Raw genomic sequence first — 15,287 nt, forward strand, 5'->3', positions numbered from 1 at the left:
GAGATTGGCACCGCTTATGATCAGAGAATCAGGTCGCTTACGGATCACAGGTGCGGGGAGGTCTATTCGGCTTTCTCTCCGACCTCAGAGACGTATGCCTCGTAGCCAAACATAGGATCTTTGCTCAAGTCCTTGCCATCGAACCGCGTCATAAAGTCCTCAAGATCGGCCTGACGCGAGAAGCCCATCGCCAGGGCTGACATGCTCTCGATGTCGCCGTCTTCATCCTCGTATGCCGCGCTCATTTCAAGGGCACCCAACCGTTCGAAGTTCGCTTGCAAGTGGAACGAGAGCCAAACCAGATATTCCAGTGGGTAGCCGGGGTTTCCTGCGTATGTAACGATGAATGGGTAAGCTGAACGGAACCGGTCGATGAGAGCTTCGCCATCCGTGGCAAAGACGATGAGATCGCCGTCCTCATCAAGGTCGTGAAGTTCGATCGTCAAATCATGCTTGCGTAGCGCCACGTAGCCGCCAAGTCGGTCCCACGGCAAGGACGTCAGGATGATGTCGCGCCATCGTCTGACGGCGTCATCTAGGTCGATGCGGTTCAAAAACATGAAAGATCCCCCCGATCACTGTGCGAACTCAGGGTTTCGCGGAGCCTCTGGGATGTCGGGAGCGGGTGCTTGAAAGTATCCAACGGGTGGACCTCGTCCTATAGACTTTCACCGTTCGTCTTTAAGCTCATCGCAATCGAGAGCTTCAGCCTTGCGCAATGCACGTTACAGTCAGTAGATATTAGCGGGCTCTAAATTGGAAGCCCCGATTGCGGTCATTGAAGTTTTGACAAGAAAGCCCGACAGATGGCGCAAACTGAAGTGGATGAGGGGGGCCGCCCACTGATACCGGTTGCTCGGTGGCAGTGCCACGCAGACGAATGCAGCAATTCCCAGGTGTCCGCTGATCAGGGGCCAGCTCTGCCCAGGACGGTGAAATGTCAGATGTGCCCGGATTTGGATCGAAAAATGCTCGGGAACGTCGATTCCTCACTTTCCTCGCCGAACGGTACGCGGCCGAAGACCAACTGAATATTCGCGTTCCGGATTAAAAAGATCGCTTAATGTATCGTCGGGAACGAGCTCCCGGGCAGAAACGGGGCACACGCGGTCGGCCGGTCTATGCCTTCGACAATTTCAACGACGATCTCCTGACGATCGGTGCGCGATACTGGGTAGAGCTTGATTGCGCCTGCCGCGAAGCCGATAAGAGCGCGAATATAGGGAGAATCGTCGCCATGAGAGCACTTATCCAGCGCGTGTCATCCGCGCGCGTCACTGTCAACGAGGCGGTGACGGGGGAGATCGGCAATGGGCTGGTGGTCTTCGTGTGTGCGATGAAAGGCGACACCGAAAAGGAAAGCGAATGGCTGGCGCGCAAGATCGTCAACCTGCGCATCTTCAGGGACGATGCGGATCGGATGAACCGTTCGCTTATCGACGTCGGCGGCTCGGCTCTCATTATCAGCCAGTTCACGTTGGCTGCCGAGACGAAAGGCAACCGCCCGGGCTTTTCTACTGCTGCGCCACCGGAGGAGGGAAAACGCCTGTATGAGAATTTCTCCGCCAATGTCTCGGCTCTTGGCGTTGCCGTTGCGAATGGCATCTTCGGCGCGGACATGCGGGTGGAATTGGCCAACCAAGGTCCGGTAACGATCTGGCTGGACACAACCGGTTGACCGGTCCTCCGGTCTCGACGACATGCCGGGACGACCGGGTAGGTGAGGGGAAGTGGCTGGCCGCAGCAGACCTCTGGTAGTTGCGCTACAGGATCAGAGGTTGATTGATTTCAATCAGGACAGCAATGTCCGCGAGGCCGTTGCGAAGGGATGATGCACGGCGTCTGACGAGGTGGAGGCGAACATGGTGTCGAAAGGGCGGGGGCGGGACTGCGAGCGTCGACCGGGTCATCAATGATCGCGGAAATGTCAGCGAAGAGTCAGCAGCGTATGGCTAGATCTGAGCTTCCAGGCCTTGGCTTCAGGGAAGAGATTTGGGAACGATTTCGAGAAAACGAATGATGCAACAGTTCGATCTATTTGTTTCCGATGCGCCGGACCCGTCAAAAGCTGACCGTCCATTAAGTATGAAGCGACAGGCTTCAACTGGTCTGAGCGATGAGGAGATGGTCCGGCACCTGCGGGCAACGGGCCGGTTTCGGATTCTGACAAAGCTCGAACCTCGCCCCATAGCGACGGCGTTGCGCCCCGAGTTTCCCTTGAAAGGCGTCATCCTCGATACGGAAACGACCGGTCTCAACCATCGCAAGGACGAGATCATAGAGATTGGCGCCATCGCATTCACATTCGACGAACTCGGCAACATTGGCGATGTGACCGGCGTCTATGGAGGGCTTCAGCAACCAAGCGTTCCGATCCCACCTGAGGTCACACGCCTGACCGGAATTACGGATGCAATGGTCGTTGACCAGATAATCGATATTCAGGCATTGCGCGCGATCATCGAACCGGCCGATCTCATCGTTGCGCATAACGCCGGTTTCGATCGGCCTTTCTGCGAAGCTTTTTCTCCTATCTTTGCGGACAAGGCCTGGGCTTGCTCCGTCTCCGAAATCGATTGGGCATCCCGCGGCTTCGAAGGCACCAAGCTCGGTTATCTGATTGGGCAGGCGGGTTATTTCCACGACGGACATCGAGCCGTCGATGACTGCTTCGCACTCCTAGAGGTCTTGGCAAAGGGCGAGGATGGCGCGAGCCGTACGCCGTTTGCCGAACTCTATGAGGCAAGTCAGCGATCCCGCGTTCGTGTGTTCGCGGAGAACAGTCCATTCGACATGAAGGACCACCTGAAGGCCCGTGGCTATCGCTGGTCGGACGGCAGCGACGGGCGCCCGAAATCATGGTGGATTGAAATCGGCGAGGATGCTCTCGAGGACGAGCTTCGATACCTGCGCGAGGATATCTATCGCTGGGATGAGGCCGATCCGCCTATCAAGCACATGACGGCCTTCGACCGCTTCAAGGCGTCGTGAAGCCGTCTCCGGCCGATACTGGGCATCCGGCCGCAGTGGGGGACCGGCGTCTTTCAAGAAGGGCTGCGCGGATCATATCCGTCTTTGTAGGCGGCGTAGGAAGAGCAAGAGGGGCGCATGCGTTTGGCTTGCGCTTCCCGTCGCGCATCCTGAAGCTCTCATACTTCTGCTGAGCATCCAATCGATCGGCGTCGGATACGAAATCGATCGGCGCGCCGTTAATGTCATGACGGGACGAATCCCGGCGTGCGACCGCGATCTGATAGCTTCTCGAATATATATAGGCCCCGGTCGCCTTGCGTAACGTTGACACGCTGACCGCCGGCCTCAGAAGGCATCGGATCTCATTCCATAGGCCCAAGGCAAACGGCCGGATCGGGTCGCCAACTTTTATCGGCAGGATCGCGATCGGCCGTGTGAGGAGAGCATTGATCTCTTCAGCCTTTGATACCACTCTATCGCCTGCTGGAACCGGGCCGGTGTTTTCTCGCGAAGATTTCGCTGTGGGAGAATTCTGACGTGTCACAGTTCGTGCCTGCAGCAATCTGGCAAAGTCCTCATTGAGGTTATGCCGCACAACATGTCAAAAGCGCGACATTAGGCCGGGCCGCACGGTTCCGGCTGGACAAGCTTAAAGCGCGAGCGCGAGTTGAGGTTTGTCTTTGATGGTTGCGCTGTCGAGCGATGACAGCGACACGCCCAAAAGCCGAATACCTTTCGCGACCGGGAAAAGCGGCGAGAGCAGGAGCGTCGAGACGTCGGCGAGTTCCCCAGCGTTCGCGATTGGGGCCGCGACAGTCTTGCTCCGGGTGATCTGTGTGAAATCTGCCCATTTCACTTTCAGTGTTACGGTTTTGGCGTGAATGCGGTTTAGCTCGCAATAGCGCCAGACCTTCTCGATCAGCGGCTGAAGTCCTGAGCGTGCTGTTTCGAAATCGTGAATGTCAGCGGAGAAAGTATCTTCCGCACCGATCGACTTGCGCACCCGGTCGGGTTTGACCTGCCGTTCGTCGATGCCGCGGGCGATCCAGTAGAAATAAGGCCCCGATTTGCCGAAGTGCTGCTGCAGAAAGGCAAGGTCGCGCGCCTTCAGATCGCTGCCGGTTTCAATGCCGAGCTTGTGCATGCGCTCAGCCGTCGCCGGCCCGACGCCATGGAACTTCTTGACGGGCAGCGCCTCGACGAAGGCTGGGCCGTTCTTCGGCGTGATGACGAAGAGGCCATCCGGCTTCCTCTGATCCGACGCCATCTTGGCGAGGAACTTGTTGTAGGAAACGCCAGCAGAGGCGGTCAGCCCGGTTCGCGCTTTGATCTGCTCACGAATTTCCTCGGCAATTTCGGTTGCAACCTCCATTCCCTTCAGGTTCTCGGTCACGTCGAGATAGGCCTCGTCGAGCGACAGCGGCTCGATCAGCGGCGTGTATTCCGCAAAGATCGCTTGGATCTGCTGAGACACAGCGCGATATGCATCGAAGCGCGGCCTCACGAAAATCAGATCCGGGCATTTCCGCTTGGCGGTGATCGACGGCATGGCCGAATGGACACCGAACTTCCTCGCTTCATAACTCGCCGCCGCTACGACGCCGCGGGCTTCGCCATGGCCGACGGCGATCGGGAGCCCGCGAAGCTCGGGATTATCCCGTTGCTCGACGGACGCATAGAAGGCGTCCATGTCCACGTGGATGATCTTGCGTGGCCGGCTTGGCGTTTCCATAATCGTCACCGTGGCAATGCCGCCTTGACTCGGTTCCCCGTCACAGCAGCAAACCTTCTTCGGTCGGTGCTGCCGGCGGCTCGACGACTACCAGCATGTTGCCCGGCAGGGGCCGTTGCAGATGCTTGACCTCGTCCCAGGATCCGGTGAGCCACAGGTCCACTTCCTCAGGCGTCGTCAGGATCACCGGCATGGCCTTGAAATGAACAGGCGCGACGATCTCGTTCGGCGACGTGTTCAGGAAGCTGAAGAGCTCATATTCGCGCTCACCGTCGCGCGCACGCCTGGCACCCTTCCAGGGTATCCAGAACCCCGCAAAGAACATCGAGGGCCGGTCCTTGTTGCCGGCAAACCAGGCGTTCGCGATCTTGCCTCCAGGCACTTTGCTCGCGGGATCGGGCTCGGCAAACGAGGTGAACGGCACGACGCAGTGGCTGGTCGGACCAAGCCAGCGCCGCCAATGTGGCGAGTTCAGGTTGCGGATATTGGTGACGCCGGGATCATAGTTCTTCACCAATTCGGGCGGGGAGGGCATGCCCCAGGTGGTCCGAGTGATCTCGCGCTGGCCGTCCTCTACGACGCGCACGACGGGTGCCTGGTACCCGGGATAAACATCCAGTGATGGCTCATTCCAGCCCGCCTTGTCGCGGAAAGCCTTGGTGAACGGCATCACCGCATCGCGCGTTGTCGTGATGTTGTAGAGGTTGCACATTTTTCAGTCGTCCCCGCGTCCAATCCGTAGCGCTTCATACCAACGAACCTCTTGCCCTGGAGGTCGGTTGACTCGCAACGCGAAAGGGAACAGACAGAGAACATATCAACAGGAAGCACTAATGCATAGCCCAGGGAGTTTGATCCTTCCAAAATGCCCCGTCCGGTCGACAATACCGTCGTCTCAGAACTTTGCGATCGTATCCGGCGTCTCGAAGGCACAAGCAGCCGGGGGCGTCAGGTCCTGCCATTTTGCGTTGCCGAATTCGACAGGCGCTTGCCCGGCGGAGGGCTCGCACTCGGCGCGCTTCATGAAGTCGCCGTCGGCGGCACCGGCGCCATCCACGGTGCCGCTGCGGCACTCTTTTTTGCGCGGGCATCTGCGTCAATACCAGTCGGCTGAACGAGAGCCGATTTGCCGTTCGCCTCGGTCATCGCATGGTCAAAGGACTTGCGAATGCTGACGCGGCGGCGGCGTCATGTTCATTACCATCGAGCACGAGACCGGCATCGCCAATCTCATCCTCCGGGCAAAGACCTTCGAGAAGTACCGCCGCGTCGTTTTGGGTGCCGGCATGCTCGGGATCAATGGCCGGATCCAGCGGGAAGGCGAGGTGGTCCACCTGGTTGCCCATCGGCTCACCGATCTGTCAGGCGAGCTTGCCATCGTCAGTGACCGCGATGCCAGTTTCCCACTGCCACACGGGCGCAGCGACGAGTTTCCCCATGGGGCGCCGGCGCCCGATCCGCGCGGGCTGCCAAAGGGTCCGCGGCCGCGCGACATCGTCGATCCCCTATTTGCACCTCGATGCGATCAAGGTGAAGACACGGGATTTTCGGTGAGCAATGCCGCGTGCCCGGTTGATCGAAACTTCCTGTAGACGAAGTCAGCTGACATCTTCGCCCTTCCATGAACAGCCGCTCAAACTGGCACTGTAACAGTCTTGCCGATGCCGTACGCTTCTGCGTCACGCGAGGCCATGGGTTCACTTATCCGCACTGCAATGCTGTTGGATGAATTCCGACAGGAAGGTTGAAGCGTGAACACACCTCCGATGCACAGCGATCGCCTGAGGCACTTTCGAGAATGTCCCCTCAACAACGCGGAAACCTGGATTCTCTTCGCAGAAACGTGACAGGGACTCGGTCAAGCCCGCGGCCGCATCGCACCGGGAGGATACAAGCATGTCCAGGGCGGCGGCGGGATTTTCGGTATGGAGGACAATTGCATTTCTAACCTGTCGCTCAAGCTGTTTTGTATACGCAGCGGTTCTGGCGGCGGCAATGCGTACTCCTTCGACGTCAACATGTTCCGCGCGGCCTAGCGGGCTACTGTCTGACACCAGAAAGCTGGCGGTCACCGTGGTATAGGGGGGCGAGAAGGAGAACCTGTCGGCACGTGATGGATCGGAAGCAATGAACGCAACGTCCCACTCGCTGCCTTCGGCAGCCGCAAGAATGTCAGCGGCCGATCCGTATTGAACCAGCGACAAACCGCAGTCGAGTTCTGCCGCAAGTTCGATCGCGATCTGCGCGCTCGGCCCTCTCAGAGAGCCTGTCACCGGATCGAGTTGGACAAGTGCGGCATTCGACATGTTGACCGCCGCTCTGATCACTCCCGTCGGTGCGATTTCAGCGAGGAGTTCATCACGTTGCGGCATCGCGGTACGCCCCTTGCGATGCAAATCGTGCCGCGAGTGCTTCCGATCCCCTTGCCAGAACAGCGACATCGACACCAACGGCAGTAAATAGTGTTCCCAGCGAGATGCACCGTGCCGCGAACTTCTCATCCGGGGTAAGGATGCCCGCAGGCTTGCCCAACGCTTTCAGGCGTTCAATCGCGTCGACAATTGCATCGGTCACCTCCGGGTGGCTCGGTTGGCCCCTGTGTCCGAAACTTGCTGCCAGGTCTGCCGGACCTACGAATACGCCGTCCACTCCCTCTACCGACGCAATCGACTCCAGGTTGCCAAGAGCTTCCCGCGTCTCAACTTGCAGCAATAGGCAAATTTCCCGTTCCGCATTTTGCGCATAGTTCGCAACTCGGCCGAAACGAGTGGCGCGCGTGAGGGCAGAAACGCCACGAATTCCCTCCGGAGGATATCGCACCGCCGCGACTGCCGCTTCCGCCTCTTCCGCGTTCTGAACGTAGGGAATGAGCAGCGTCTGGACGCCAATATCCAGGAAACGCTTGATGAGAACCGGGTCGTTGATGGCCGGGCGGACGACTGGGGAGACGTCGTATGGTGCGACCGCCTGCAATTGTGGCAGGACGGTCAGAACGTCACCGGGAGAATGCTCCGTATCGAACAGGAGCCAATCGAAACCTGAAGGCGCGACGATTTCCGCGGCGTAGTTTCCCGGCAAGCCACACCACAGGCCGATCTGACTTTGACCAGAAAGAAGCTTCTGCTTGAACCGATTGACAGGATGTTCCATCTGGCACCTCACACGAACGACACGCCGATGGAGCCAACGGGGCCATAGTCGGCCTGAATGACATCACCCTTCGCGATATCGACAGGACGCGTGAAGGAGCCGGCCAGGACTATTTGTCCCTTCTTCAGGCCTCCGCCCACAGCATGAAGTTTGTTGACCAGCCACGCGATCCCGGCTGCCGGGTGTCCCATGATCGCCGCCGACACGCCCGACTCCTCGATGATGCCGTTCTTGGAAAGAGTCGCTCCGACCCAACGGATATCGATGTCCATAGGGCGAATGATACGGCCGCCAACGACGAGGGCGCCGAAAGCGGCGTTGTCCGCAATGGTGTCGGTGATCGCTCGCGGGACTTCGGTCCGGTAGTCGATAATCTCGAGCGCCGGGACAACGAACTCGGTCGCACGCATGACGTCATAGATTCTGGTGCCGGGGCCGACGAGATCCTCACCCATAACAAAGGCCAGTTCGACCTCGAGGCGCGGCTTGATAAACAAGTCAGCCCTGATCTGCGCTCCGTCATTGTAAAGCGCATCGTCAAGAATGCAGCCGTAGTCCGGCTCCGTCATCTTCGAAGCCATCTGCATTGCGCGTGACGTCAGGCCAATCTTATGCCCGACGATCCGTGCGCCCTTGGCTACCCTCGCTTCCGCCCACAAAGCCTGAATTCGGTAGGCGTCCTCGAGTTCGAGGTTCGGGTAGGTCTTACTAGGCTGTACGATCGGCTTGCGCTCGATTTCAGCTTTGAGCAGCGCGTCTGCCGCGGCCCGGCGTTCTTCTTCGGTGATCATATCGTTTGCTCTGCTGATCGTGATTTATCTGATTGGGGGACGCGGCAAAACGGCTTCGCCGGGCTCCATGACATAGGTGTAGTCGAGCGAGAACCACGGACCGGGAATATCCGCTTCGGTAGGATGGGGCTCCTCATGACGAATGAAGTCGCCGGTCAGGGCTGCGGTGACACCGAACTGAACATCGGAGTCGATGTTCGGGTCGCTGGGGTCGAAGACCTGGGAAATCAACGTCTTGTATCCATGCTTGAATATCAGTGCGTGCAGGTGCGCTGGTCGGTACGGATGGCGTCCCTGAGCTTTGAGCAGGCGTCCGACCACGCCATCGACCGGTATCGGATACCCGACCATCTTGACGGTCCTGAACCAGAACCGACCTTGCTCGTCGGTCATGAATTTGCCGCGCAAGTTCATCTCGGCCTGGTCCGGGTCTTGGTTTTCATAAAGGCCGACGGGAGATGCATGCCACACATCCACTTCGGCGCCGGCAATTGGCTTACCGTCGCGGTCAACGACTCTGGCATGCACGAACAAGGGAGTGCCCGGCGTCTCGGATCGGATGATCGACCCGCCATTTTCGACTCGCGGAGAGTTGAGGCGCCAGAATGGACCCAACAGCGACTGGGAGGTCTCAGTCTGTCCTCTGTCGCCGTTGTTCAGCAGACAGACAAGTGAAGACACGCCAAGAGAACCGGCCATCAGCACAAACTCGTTGTGGTGATCAGTATGCAGCTTCCCGATCTCATTCAGCGTGGCTGTGGCCTCCCGAAACTCGACCTCCGTCAGTCGAACCTCGCGCACGAAGGCATGAAGATGCTTGACCATCGCCACGAGGATTTCTCGCAGGCGGGGGTCTTCAGTGCGATTCATCACAGCGAGGACGGCTGGCGTCAGATCGCTTTCAGTTTTGATCACCATGTGGGCTACCTCCCGATTTCCCCGACTATCCAAATAATCGATTATCTGTCAAGTCCGCTGGACATTCGTGCGACGGCAAAAAGCCGAGAGAAGCAGAGCAGTGAACTGACATTCATTGATTTCATTACATAAAAGCGCACAAAGGAGGCAGAGGCTTTACATTTTGCAGAATTCAGCGCGCGCAAAGTTGACATCAATAATCGTTTATTGTATCGATCATCGACAATTAGTTAAGGGGCCTTGGGAGGAACAATGGTATCGAATGACGACGGCGCTCTTGCTCCGACGACGGAGGATGCTCCATCGTCTTCTGGCTTTCTCGACGACGGCAAAAACACAATCGGGAGCCAGCTTGCATCCCGACTTCGTGAGGCGATCATCTCCGGCGAGCTTCAGGCCGGCAGTAAGATCAACCTCGACAAGGCGCGCAAGACGTTCAACGTGAGCCTCAGTCCGCTTCGTGAAGGGTTGGCGCGGCTGATATCGGACGGCCTAGTGGAGTTCGAGGATAATCGCGGCTACCGCGTTTCATCAATTTCCCTGGCCAATCTGGAAGAAGTCACCACCCTGCGCGAAGAGTTTGAAGTCTTTGCGCTTCGCGAGTCCATGCGGCTCGGCGATGTGGAGTGGGAGGGCAACGTCATGCGCGCGCTGCATCGCCTAAACCGCACCGAGCGTGACGCGGATCGGCCAGAGACACTGGAGCGCTGGGAAGAGCTCCACCGCGAATTTCATCTGACACTCATAGCTGGCTGCGGGAAGCCGATCCTGCTCCATTTCTGCAGATTGCTCCTTAATCTCAACGATCGTTATCGTCGGGTGTTTCTGACCCGCACGTCGGGTGACCGCAACGTCAGCCAGGAGCACAGTGAGATTGCTCAGGGAGCCGTCGCGCGGGATCTGGACTATTCGTGCGATATGTTGCGTCAGCATATCCACCGCACGGGAACCAATCTGCGCAATCACCTCGCGACAAAGGGGATCTTGTGATGACCGTCGCGACGCGAGCACCGAGCCTTGAACTGGGCGTGGCGCATTTTTCATCCATCGCGCTGCCGCCCATGGAATTCGCCGTGATGGCTGCTCGGGCGGGTTTTGCGTCGATAGGTCTGCGCCTGCACCCTGCCTTTCCCGGAGCCCCTTTCTACGAGTTGCCGGTAGGCAGTCACAGCGCCCAGGAGTTCAAGACGATTGCCGATAGCGAAGGCATCAAGGTGTTCGATATCGAGTTCTTCGTGATCGACGAGAACTTCGCTGCGGACCGCCACGAGGCGACCGTGGCAGCCGCTGCGAACATTGGGGCGCGCCGGCTGAGTGTTTGCGGCGATGATCGAGACGGCGGCCGTCTTGCCACGAATTTTTTTGAGTTTTGCGCCCTCGCGGCGCGATATGGCATGTCAGTCGACATCGAAAACATGGGCTGGCGGACGGTAAGAACCTTTCGCGACAGCGTAGCGCTCGTGAATTCCTGCGGAGCGGAGAACGCCGGTGTCCTTGTTGACGGGATTCACTTCTTCCGAAACGGAGCCTCGATCGACGCGCTTCGCGCAAATGCAGGGAAGGTGAAACACGTCCAGCTTTGCGACGTCCGCGGGCCTGCTCCCAAAACATCGGACGCAATGATCGCCGAGGCGAGAAGCGGCAGGCTCGCTCCTGGAGAAGGCGAATTGCCATTGAAGGACCTCTGGGCGGCAACCGAATACGGGGCTGCTATCTCGGTTGAAGTGCCACTCGTCGGGCCGGTGGACCCGGAGGCGCATCTAAAACATCTGCATGACAGCGCACTGGGGATTTTGAAACCGGACCATTGATCCGGCGCCGACGCGGCGCACGCCGGTCGGAGGGAGGAAGTCTTACATGACTTATACGTTTGATTTCGGTGCGGTCCTCGGCCGCGCCCCGGAATTGCTATGGGGTTCGCTTGGAACGCTTGGCCTTGCGTTGGCTGGGATGCTCCTCGCACTCGTCATCGGAATCCTGGGCGTTGTTGCAAGGACTTCCAAGAGCGAGATCACGCGCATCCCCGTCATCGTCTTCGTCGAGGTCGTGCGTAATACGCCATTTCTGGTGCAGATCTTCTTCATATATTTTGCCCTTCCCCTCATGGGCATCCGCCTGAATCCGACCGTCACGGCGATCATTGCCCTCGGTATCAACGGTGGGGCGTACGCAATCGAGATCATCCGAGGCGGGGTCGAAAGCGTGTCGCGCGGCCAGATCGAAGCAGGTTTCGCACTTGGTCTGCACAAGGCGGACGTCTTCCGGCTCATTGTGCTCAAGCCGGCGCTGCGGGCGATTTATCCCTCGCTCACAAGCCAGTTCATCATGCTGACACTGACAACGTCTGTCTGCACGTCAATCGCCGCCTACGAACTGACCTCGGCCGCTCAGCGCATTGAGTCTGACACCTTCCGCAGCTTCGAAGTCTATTTCACGGTGACCGCTATCTACCTGGTTATCTCGACGCTGATGATGGGCCTCTTTGCCCTCATTTCTCGTCACTACTTCAACTACCCGACGCGATAGGAGGCAGCCATGGGGCCCATCGGCGAAAATGAATTCTTCTTTTTGATGCAGGGTTTGAAGTGGACCGTGCTGCTCGCGATCGTTGGTTTCATCGGTGGGGGGATATTCGGAATCCTGATCGCGCTGCTGCGCACCTCGAAGACGAAAGTCGCCCGGACGATCACCGCAGGCTATATCGGCGTCTTCCAGGGCACGCCCCTTCTGATGCAGCTCTTCGTTGTCTATTACGGTGTTGCACTGTTGGGCATCGAGGTCAATGCGTGGATCGCGGTCGCAATCGCCTTCACGCTCCATGCCAGTGCTTTCCTGGGCGAGATCTGGCGCGGCTCCATCGAGGCTGTACCGAAGGGCCAGACGGAAGCCGCCAACGCCCTCGGTCTGCATTATGTCTCGCGGATGAAGGACGTCATCCTGCCGCAGGCTCTGAAAATATCGATGCCGGCCACGATCGGCTTCCTCGTCCAGCTCATCAAAGGCACGTCGCTGGCAGCAATCGTCGGCTTCATTGAACTTACTCGCGCCGGCCAGATCATTTCAAACCAGACCTATCGTCCGCTGCTCGTCTTCGGGATCGTCGGCGCAATCTACTTCATCATTTGCTGGCCGCTCTCCCATGCCGGAAGTGGTCTCGAAAAACGGATGGCGAAAGCTGCCCGCTAACCGCTTCGCTCGAAGCAAAAACTCTTGAGGAGGAGAACAAGCATGCATAACAGTCGTAGGAGTTTTCTCGGACTTGCACTGGCAACCGTTGCCTTCGCAACCGTTGGCGCTGCCACCGCCTCTGCGGCAAGTGTGGAGGAAATCAAGGCAAAGGGCACGCTTGTGGTCGGCATCCAGGGCGACAATGCGCCATGGGGGTTCGTCAACACAAGCGGCGTGCAGGACGGCTTCGACGCTGACGTCGCCAACCTTTTTGCCAAGGAATTGGGCGTGAAGGTTCAATTCCAGCCGCTCGCCGTTGCCAACCGAATTCCGGCGCTTACGACCGGCAAAGTCGACATCCTGTTCGCAACGATGGCGATGACGGAAGAGCGCGCGAAATCAATTCAATACAGCAAGCCCTACGCCGCCAACACGATTTCGCTTTATGCCGCAAAGTCCGACACGGTTAGGAAGCCTGAAGACGTTGCGGGATGGGAGATCGGCGTTCCGAAGTCAAGTTCGCAGGATAAGGCAGTAACCGACGCCGTCGGATCCACCGCAACGGTTCGCCGCTTTGATGACGACGCCGCAACCATCCAGGCCCTGATCTCGGGACAGGTAAAGGCAGTTGGCGGCAACCAGTTCTATGGGCAGCGTCTGGATGCCGCGAGTGCCGGCACCTATGAGCGCAAGATCGACTTTCTGACGACCTACAACGGCGTCGGGACTCGTCTCGGCGAGAAGGACTGGAACGAAGCCGTCAACGCCTTCATCGACAAGATCAAGTCCAACGGTGAGCTTGCCGCCATCACGAAGAAGTGGATGGCGATCGATCTGCCGCAGTTCCCGGAATCCATTCCGAACATCCCGTTCAGCGTCAACTAAAGCCCAAATGGAGGGTTCCGTGCTCAATTCCGCAAACGATCAACCGACGCTGATTTCCCTTGAGGACGTGCAGAAGTGGTACGGCGCTTTCCATGCCTTGAAATCCATCAGTCTGTCGGTCCGCAAAGGCGAAAAAATCGTCCTCTGCGGGCCGTCAGGCTCCGGGAAATCAACGTTAATCCGCTGCATCAATGCCCTCGAAACGATCGAGGAAGGTAAGATCGTCGTCGAGGGTCAGGTACTGGACGGAAGCACCAAATCCGTCGATGCGATACGTCGCGAAGTGGGAATGGTCTTCCAGAGCTTCAATCTCTTCCCCCACATGACCGTACTTCAGAACTGTACACTCGCCCCGATGCGTGTTCGAGGCACAAGCCGCACCGACGCAGAGCGACTGGCTCGAAAATATCTCGAGCGGGTTCGAATCCTTGACCAGGCGGAAAAGTTTCCTGCGCAGCTATCCGGCGGGCAACAGCAACGCGTTGCCATCGCTCGCGCGCTCTGCATGGAGCCGAAGGTCATGCTCTTCGACGAACCGACCTCTGCCCTCGATCCTGAAATGGTGAAGGAGGTGCTCGACACCATGATCGGGCTCGCCCGTGACGGCATGACGATGATCTGTGTCACGCACGAAATGGGGTTTGCCCGCCAGGTCGCTGATCGCGTCATCTTCATGGCCTCCGGAGAAATCGTCGAAGAGGCCGAACCGGAGGTCTTCTTCAAGTCCCCCAAGCACCAACGCACGAAAACCTTCCTCGGCGAAATCTTGGCCCACCACTGACGTTCGAAAGCGATGCCAATGCACGACAAGAAATTCCTCGTGGGACTGATCGGTGCCGACATCCAGATCTCAAAGTCCCCGGCCCTCCACGAAGCGGAGGCTCGACACCAGGGCCTCGATTACCGTTACGAGCTTCTTGACTTGGCCGAACGAGGCCTTCCCGCCTCGGCGCTGCCGGACCTCCTCGACGAGGAAGAGCGGCGCGGTTTTGCCGGGAGCAACATTACACATCCGTGCAAGCAGACGGTGATCGCCCACCTCAATCGCCTTTCCGAGGATGCGCAGATGCTCGGTGCGGTCAACACCGTGGTTTTTCGCAACGGCGAGAGGATCGGCCACAACACTGATTGGTACGGTTTCTATGAGAATTTCCAGCGCGGCCTTCCGGACGTCGCGAAGTCGCATGCCGTCCTGCTTGGCGCCGGCGGCGCCGGTGTCGCCGTGGCGCATGCCGCAATCAAGCTCGGTATTGAGAGACTATCGGTCTTTGACCAGGATTCGAAACGGGCAGAAGCCTTGGTTGGGCAGTTGAACGATCGGTTCTCAAGGGATTGCGCTCGTGCCACGACGGATGTCGGCGGCGCCCTGCGTTCCGCCGATGGGCTTATCCACGCGACGCCGACGGGTATGAAAAGCCATCCTGGTTTGCCGATCGACCCGGAATGGCTTCTGCCACGGCATTGGGTCGCCGACATCGTCTATATGCCGCTCGTCACAGAGCTTCTTGCTCTCGCCGAAAGAAAAGGCTGCCGGACCCTTCGTGGCGGCGGCATGACCGTCTACCAGGCAGCGGCGGCTTTTGAATTGTTCACCGGGATAGCACCCGACGCAGAGCGCATGTCCCGTCACTTTATGGACTTGTGCCGCCTGTCGGCTTGATGGAGAGATC

The 15,287-nt window shown here is 58.5% G+C and carries 17 protein-coding genes and 1 pseudogene; 10 read left to right on the forward strand and 8 right to left on the reverse strand.

Annotated elements, in window-relative coordinates:
- Positions 1 to 62 precede the first annotated feature (62 nt).
- Positions 63 to 560, reverse strand: coding sequence for a hypothetical protein (locus QM996_RS30440; protein WP_334197516.1), 498 nt, complete (start codon positions 558 to 560; stop codon positions 63 to 65).
- A gap of 677 nt (positions 561 to 1,237) precedes the next feature.
- Here QM996_RS30440 and dtd point away from each other — a divergent pair.
- A complete protein-coding gene (gene dtd / locus QM996_RS30445) occupies positions 1,238 to 1,678 on the forward strand; it encodes a D-aminoacyl-tRNA deacylase (RefSeq protein WP_334197517.1) in 441 nt (146 codons plus the stop codon).
- 338 nt (positions 1,679 to 2,016) lie between these two features.
- Positions 2,017 to 2,991, forward strand: a complete 975-nt coding sequence (locus QM996_RS30450; protein ID WP_500270441.1) for a 3'-5' exonuclease — start codon at positions 2,017 to 2,019, stop codon at positions 2,989 to 2,991.
- On the opposite strand, the gene QM996_RS30455 is transcribed toward QM996_RS30450, so the two are convergent.
- The 3 genes from QM996_RS30455 to QM996_RS30465 are packed head-to-tail and all read right to left on the reverse strand — an operon-like array spanning position 2,978 to position 5,417.
- Positions 2,978 to 3,568 carry a ProQ/FINO family protein gene (locus tag QM996_RS30455; RefSeq protein WP_334197518.1) on the reverse strand — a complete coding sequence of 197 codons (591 nt, stop codon included), beginning with the start codon at positions 3,566 to 3,568 and terminating at the stop codon, positions 2,978 to 2,980. The genes QM996_RS30450 and QM996_RS30455 overlap by 14 nt on opposite strands.
- Before the next feature lie 54 nt (positions 3,569 to 3,622).
- On the reverse strand, positions 3,623 to 4,705 hold the full coding sequence (gene dinB / locus QM996_RS30460) for a DNA polymerase IV (protein WP_334197519.1): 1,083 nt from the start codon (positions 4,703 to 4,705) through the stop codon (positions 3,623 to 3,625).
- Positions 4,706 to 4,745: 40 nt separating this feature from the next.
- Positions 4,746 to 5,417, reverse strand: coding sequence for an SOS response-associated peptidase (locus tag QM996_RS30465; protein WP_334197520.1), 672 nt, complete (start codon positions 5,415 to 5,417; stop codon positions 4,746 to 4,748).
- A gap of 472 nt (positions 5,418 to 5,889) precedes the next feature.
- Between QM996_RS30465 and QM996_RS30470 the strand changes: the two are divergent.
- Positions 5,890 to 6,259: pseudogene (locus QM996_RS30470) on the forward strand (OB-fold nucleic acid binding domain-containing protein); the annotation flags it as partial.
- A gap of 143 nt (positions 6,260 to 6,402) precedes the next feature.
- Here QM996_RS30470 and QM996_RS30475 read toward each other — a convergent pair.
- Genes QM996_RS30475 through QM996_RS30490 form a run of 4 tightly spaced genes read right to left on the reverse strand, consistent with a single transcriptional unit; the run spans position 6,403 to position 9,564 of the window.
- Complete coding sequence (locus QM996_RS30475; RefSeq protein ID WP_334197522.1) at positions 6,403 to 7,077, reverse strand: transporter substrate-binding domain-containing protein; 675 nt, start codon at positions 7,075 to 7,077, stop codon at positions 6,403 to 6,405.
- Positions 7,064 to 7,855 carry a 4-hydroxy-2-oxoheptanedioate aldolase gene (gene hpaI / locus QM996_RS30480; protein ID WP_334197523.1) on the reverse strand — a complete coding sequence of 264 codons (792 nt, stop codon included), beginning with the start codon at positions 7,853 to 7,855 and terminating at the stop codon, positions 7,064 to 7,066. Before hpaI ends, QM996_RS30475 begins: the two co-directional genes overlap by 14 nt.
- Before the next feature lie 8 nt (positions 7,856 to 7,863).
- A complete protein-coding gene (gene hpaH, locus QM996_RS30485; protein WP_334197524.1) occupies positions 7,864 to 8,646 on the reverse strand; it encodes a 2-oxo-hept-4-ene-1,7-dioate hydratase in 783 nt (260 codons plus the stop codon).
- A 24-nt stretch (positions 8,647 to 8,670) separates the two neighbouring features.
- Positions 8,671 to 9,564, reverse strand: a complete 894-nt coding sequence (locus QM996_RS30490) for an intradiol ring-cleavage dioxygenase (protein ID WP_334197525.1) — start codon at positions 9,562 to 9,564, stop codon at positions 8,671 to 8,673.
- 252 nt (positions 9,565 to 9,816) lie between these two features.
- Here QM996_RS30490 and QM996_RS30495 point away from each other — a divergent pair, with 252 nt between their 5' ends.
- From QM996_RS30495 to QM996_RS30525, 7 genes are read left to right on the forward strand one after another with little or no spacing between them, the layout of a single operon-like run.
- Complete coding sequence (locus QM996_RS30495) at positions 9,817 to 10,554, forward strand: GntR family transcriptional regulator (protein WP_334197526.1); 738 nt, start codon at positions 9,817 to 9,819, stop codon at positions 10,552 to 10,554.
- Positions 10,554 to 11,375 carry a sugar phosphate isomerase/epimerase family protein gene (locus tag QM996_RS30500; protein WP_334197527.1) on the forward strand — a complete coding sequence of 274 codons (822 nt, stop codon included), beginning with the start codon at positions 10,554 to 10,556 and terminating at the stop codon, positions 11,373 to 11,375. Before QM996_RS30495 ends, QM996_RS30500 begins: the two co-directional genes overlap by 1 nt.
- 46 nt (positions 11,376 to 11,421) lie before the next feature.
- Entirely contained in the window at positions 11,422 to 12,090 is a 669-nt protein-coding gene (locus tag QM996_RS30505; RefSeq protein ID WP_334197528.1) for an amino acid ABC transporter permease, read from the forward strand.
- 9 nt (positions 12,091 to 12,099) lie between these two features.
- A complete protein-coding gene (locus QM996_RS30510; RefSeq protein ID WP_026622290.1) occupies positions 12,100 to 12,750 on the forward strand; it encodes an amino acid ABC transporter permease in 651 nt (216 codons plus the stop codon).
- Positions 12,751 to 12,792: 42 nt separating this feature from the next.
- Entirely contained in the window at positions 12,793 to 13,617 is an 825-nt protein-coding gene (locus tag QM996_RS30515) for a transporter substrate-binding domain-containing protein (protein ID WP_334197529.1), read from the forward strand.
- Positions 13,618 to 13,624: 7 nt separating this feature from the next.
- Positions 13,625 to 14,398, forward strand: coding sequence for an amino acid ABC transporter ATP-binding protein (locus QM996_RS30520; RefSeq protein WP_334197530.1), 774 nt, complete (start codon positions 13,625 to 13,627; stop codon positions 14,396 to 14,398).
- 18 nt (positions 14,399 to 14,416) lie between these two features.
- Positions 14,417 to 15,277 carry a shikimate dehydrogenase gene (locus QM996_RS30525; protein WP_334197531.1) on the forward strand — a complete coding sequence of 287 codons (861 nt, stop codon included), beginning with the start codon at positions 14,417 to 14,419 and terminating at the stop codon, positions 15,275 to 15,277.
- Positions 15,278 to 15,287: the final 10 nt, after the last annotated feature.

It is taken from the genome of Sinorhizobium chiapasense, assembly GCF_045277575.1.
In the GTDB taxonomy this organism is placed as follows: Bacteria; Pseudomonadota; Alphaproteobacteria; order Rhizobiales; family Rhizobiaceae; genus Ensifer; species Ensifer chiapasense_A.

Excerpts from the sequence above, each read along its gene's own strand:
- QM996_RS30440 (WP_334197516.1), bottom strand. The coding sequence starts at position 560 with ATGTTTTTGAACCGCATCGACCTAGATGACGCCGTCAGACGATGGCGC.
- dtd (WP_334197517.1), top strand. The coding sequence starts at position 1,238 with ATGAGAGCACTTATCCAGCGCGTGTCATCCGCGCGCGTCACTGTCAAC.
- QM996_RS30450 (WP_500270441.1), top strand. The coding sequence starts at position 2,017 with ATGATGCAACAGTTCGATCTATTTGTTTCCGATGCGCCGGACCCGTCA.
- dinB (WP_334197519.1), bottom strand. The coding sequence starts at position 4,705 with ATGGAAACGCCAAGCCGGCCACGCAAGATCATCCACGTGGACATGGAC.
- QM996_RS30465 (WP_334197520.1), bottom strand. The coding sequence starts at position 5,417 with ATGTGCAACCTCTACAACATCACGACAACGCGCGATGCGGTGATGCCG.
- QM996_RS30475 (WP_334197522.1), bottom strand. The coding sequence starts at position 7,077 with ATGCCGCAACGTGATGAACTCCTCGCTGAAATCGCACCGACGGGAGTG.
- hpaI (WP_334197523.1), bottom strand. The coding sequence starts at position 7,855 with ATGGAACATCCTGTCAATCGGTTCAAGCAGAAGCTTCTTTCTGGTCAA.
- hpaH (WP_334197524.1), bottom strand. The coding sequence starts at position 8,646 with ATGATCACCGAAGAAGAACGCCGGGCCGCGGCAGACGCGCTGCTCAAA.
- QM996_RS30490 (WP_334197525.1), bottom strand. The coding sequence starts at position 9,564 with ATGGTGATCAAAACTGAAAGCGATCTGACGCCAGCCGTCCTCGCTGTG.
- QM996_RS30495 (WP_334197526.1), top strand. The coding sequence starts at position 9,817 with ATGGTATCGAATGACGACGGCGCTCTTGCTCCGACGACGGAGGATGCT.
- QM996_RS30500 (WP_334197527.1), top strand. The coding sequence starts at position 10,554 with ATGACCGTCGCGACGCGAGCACCGAGCCTTGAACTGGGCGTGGCGCAT.
- QM996_RS30505 (WP_334197528.1), top strand. The coding sequence starts at position 11,422 with ATGACTTATACGTTTGATTTCGGTGCGGTCCTCGGCCGCGCCCCGGAA.
- QM996_RS30510 (WP_026622290.1), top strand. The coding sequence starts at position 12,100 with ATGGGGCCCATCGGCGAAAATGAATTCTTCTTTTTGATGCAGGGTTTG.
- QM996_RS30515 (WP_334197529.1), top strand. The coding sequence starts at position 12,793 with ATGCATAACAGTCGTAGGAGTTTTCTCGGACTTGCACTGGCAACCGTT.
- QM996_RS30520 (WP_334197530.1), top strand. The coding sequence starts at position 13,625 with ATGGAGGGTTCCGTGCTCAATTCCGCAAACGATCAACCGACGCTGATT.
- QM996_RS30525 (WP_334197531.1), top strand. The coding sequence starts at position 14,417 with ATGCACGACAAGAAATTCCTCGTGGGACTGATCGGTGCCGACATCCAG.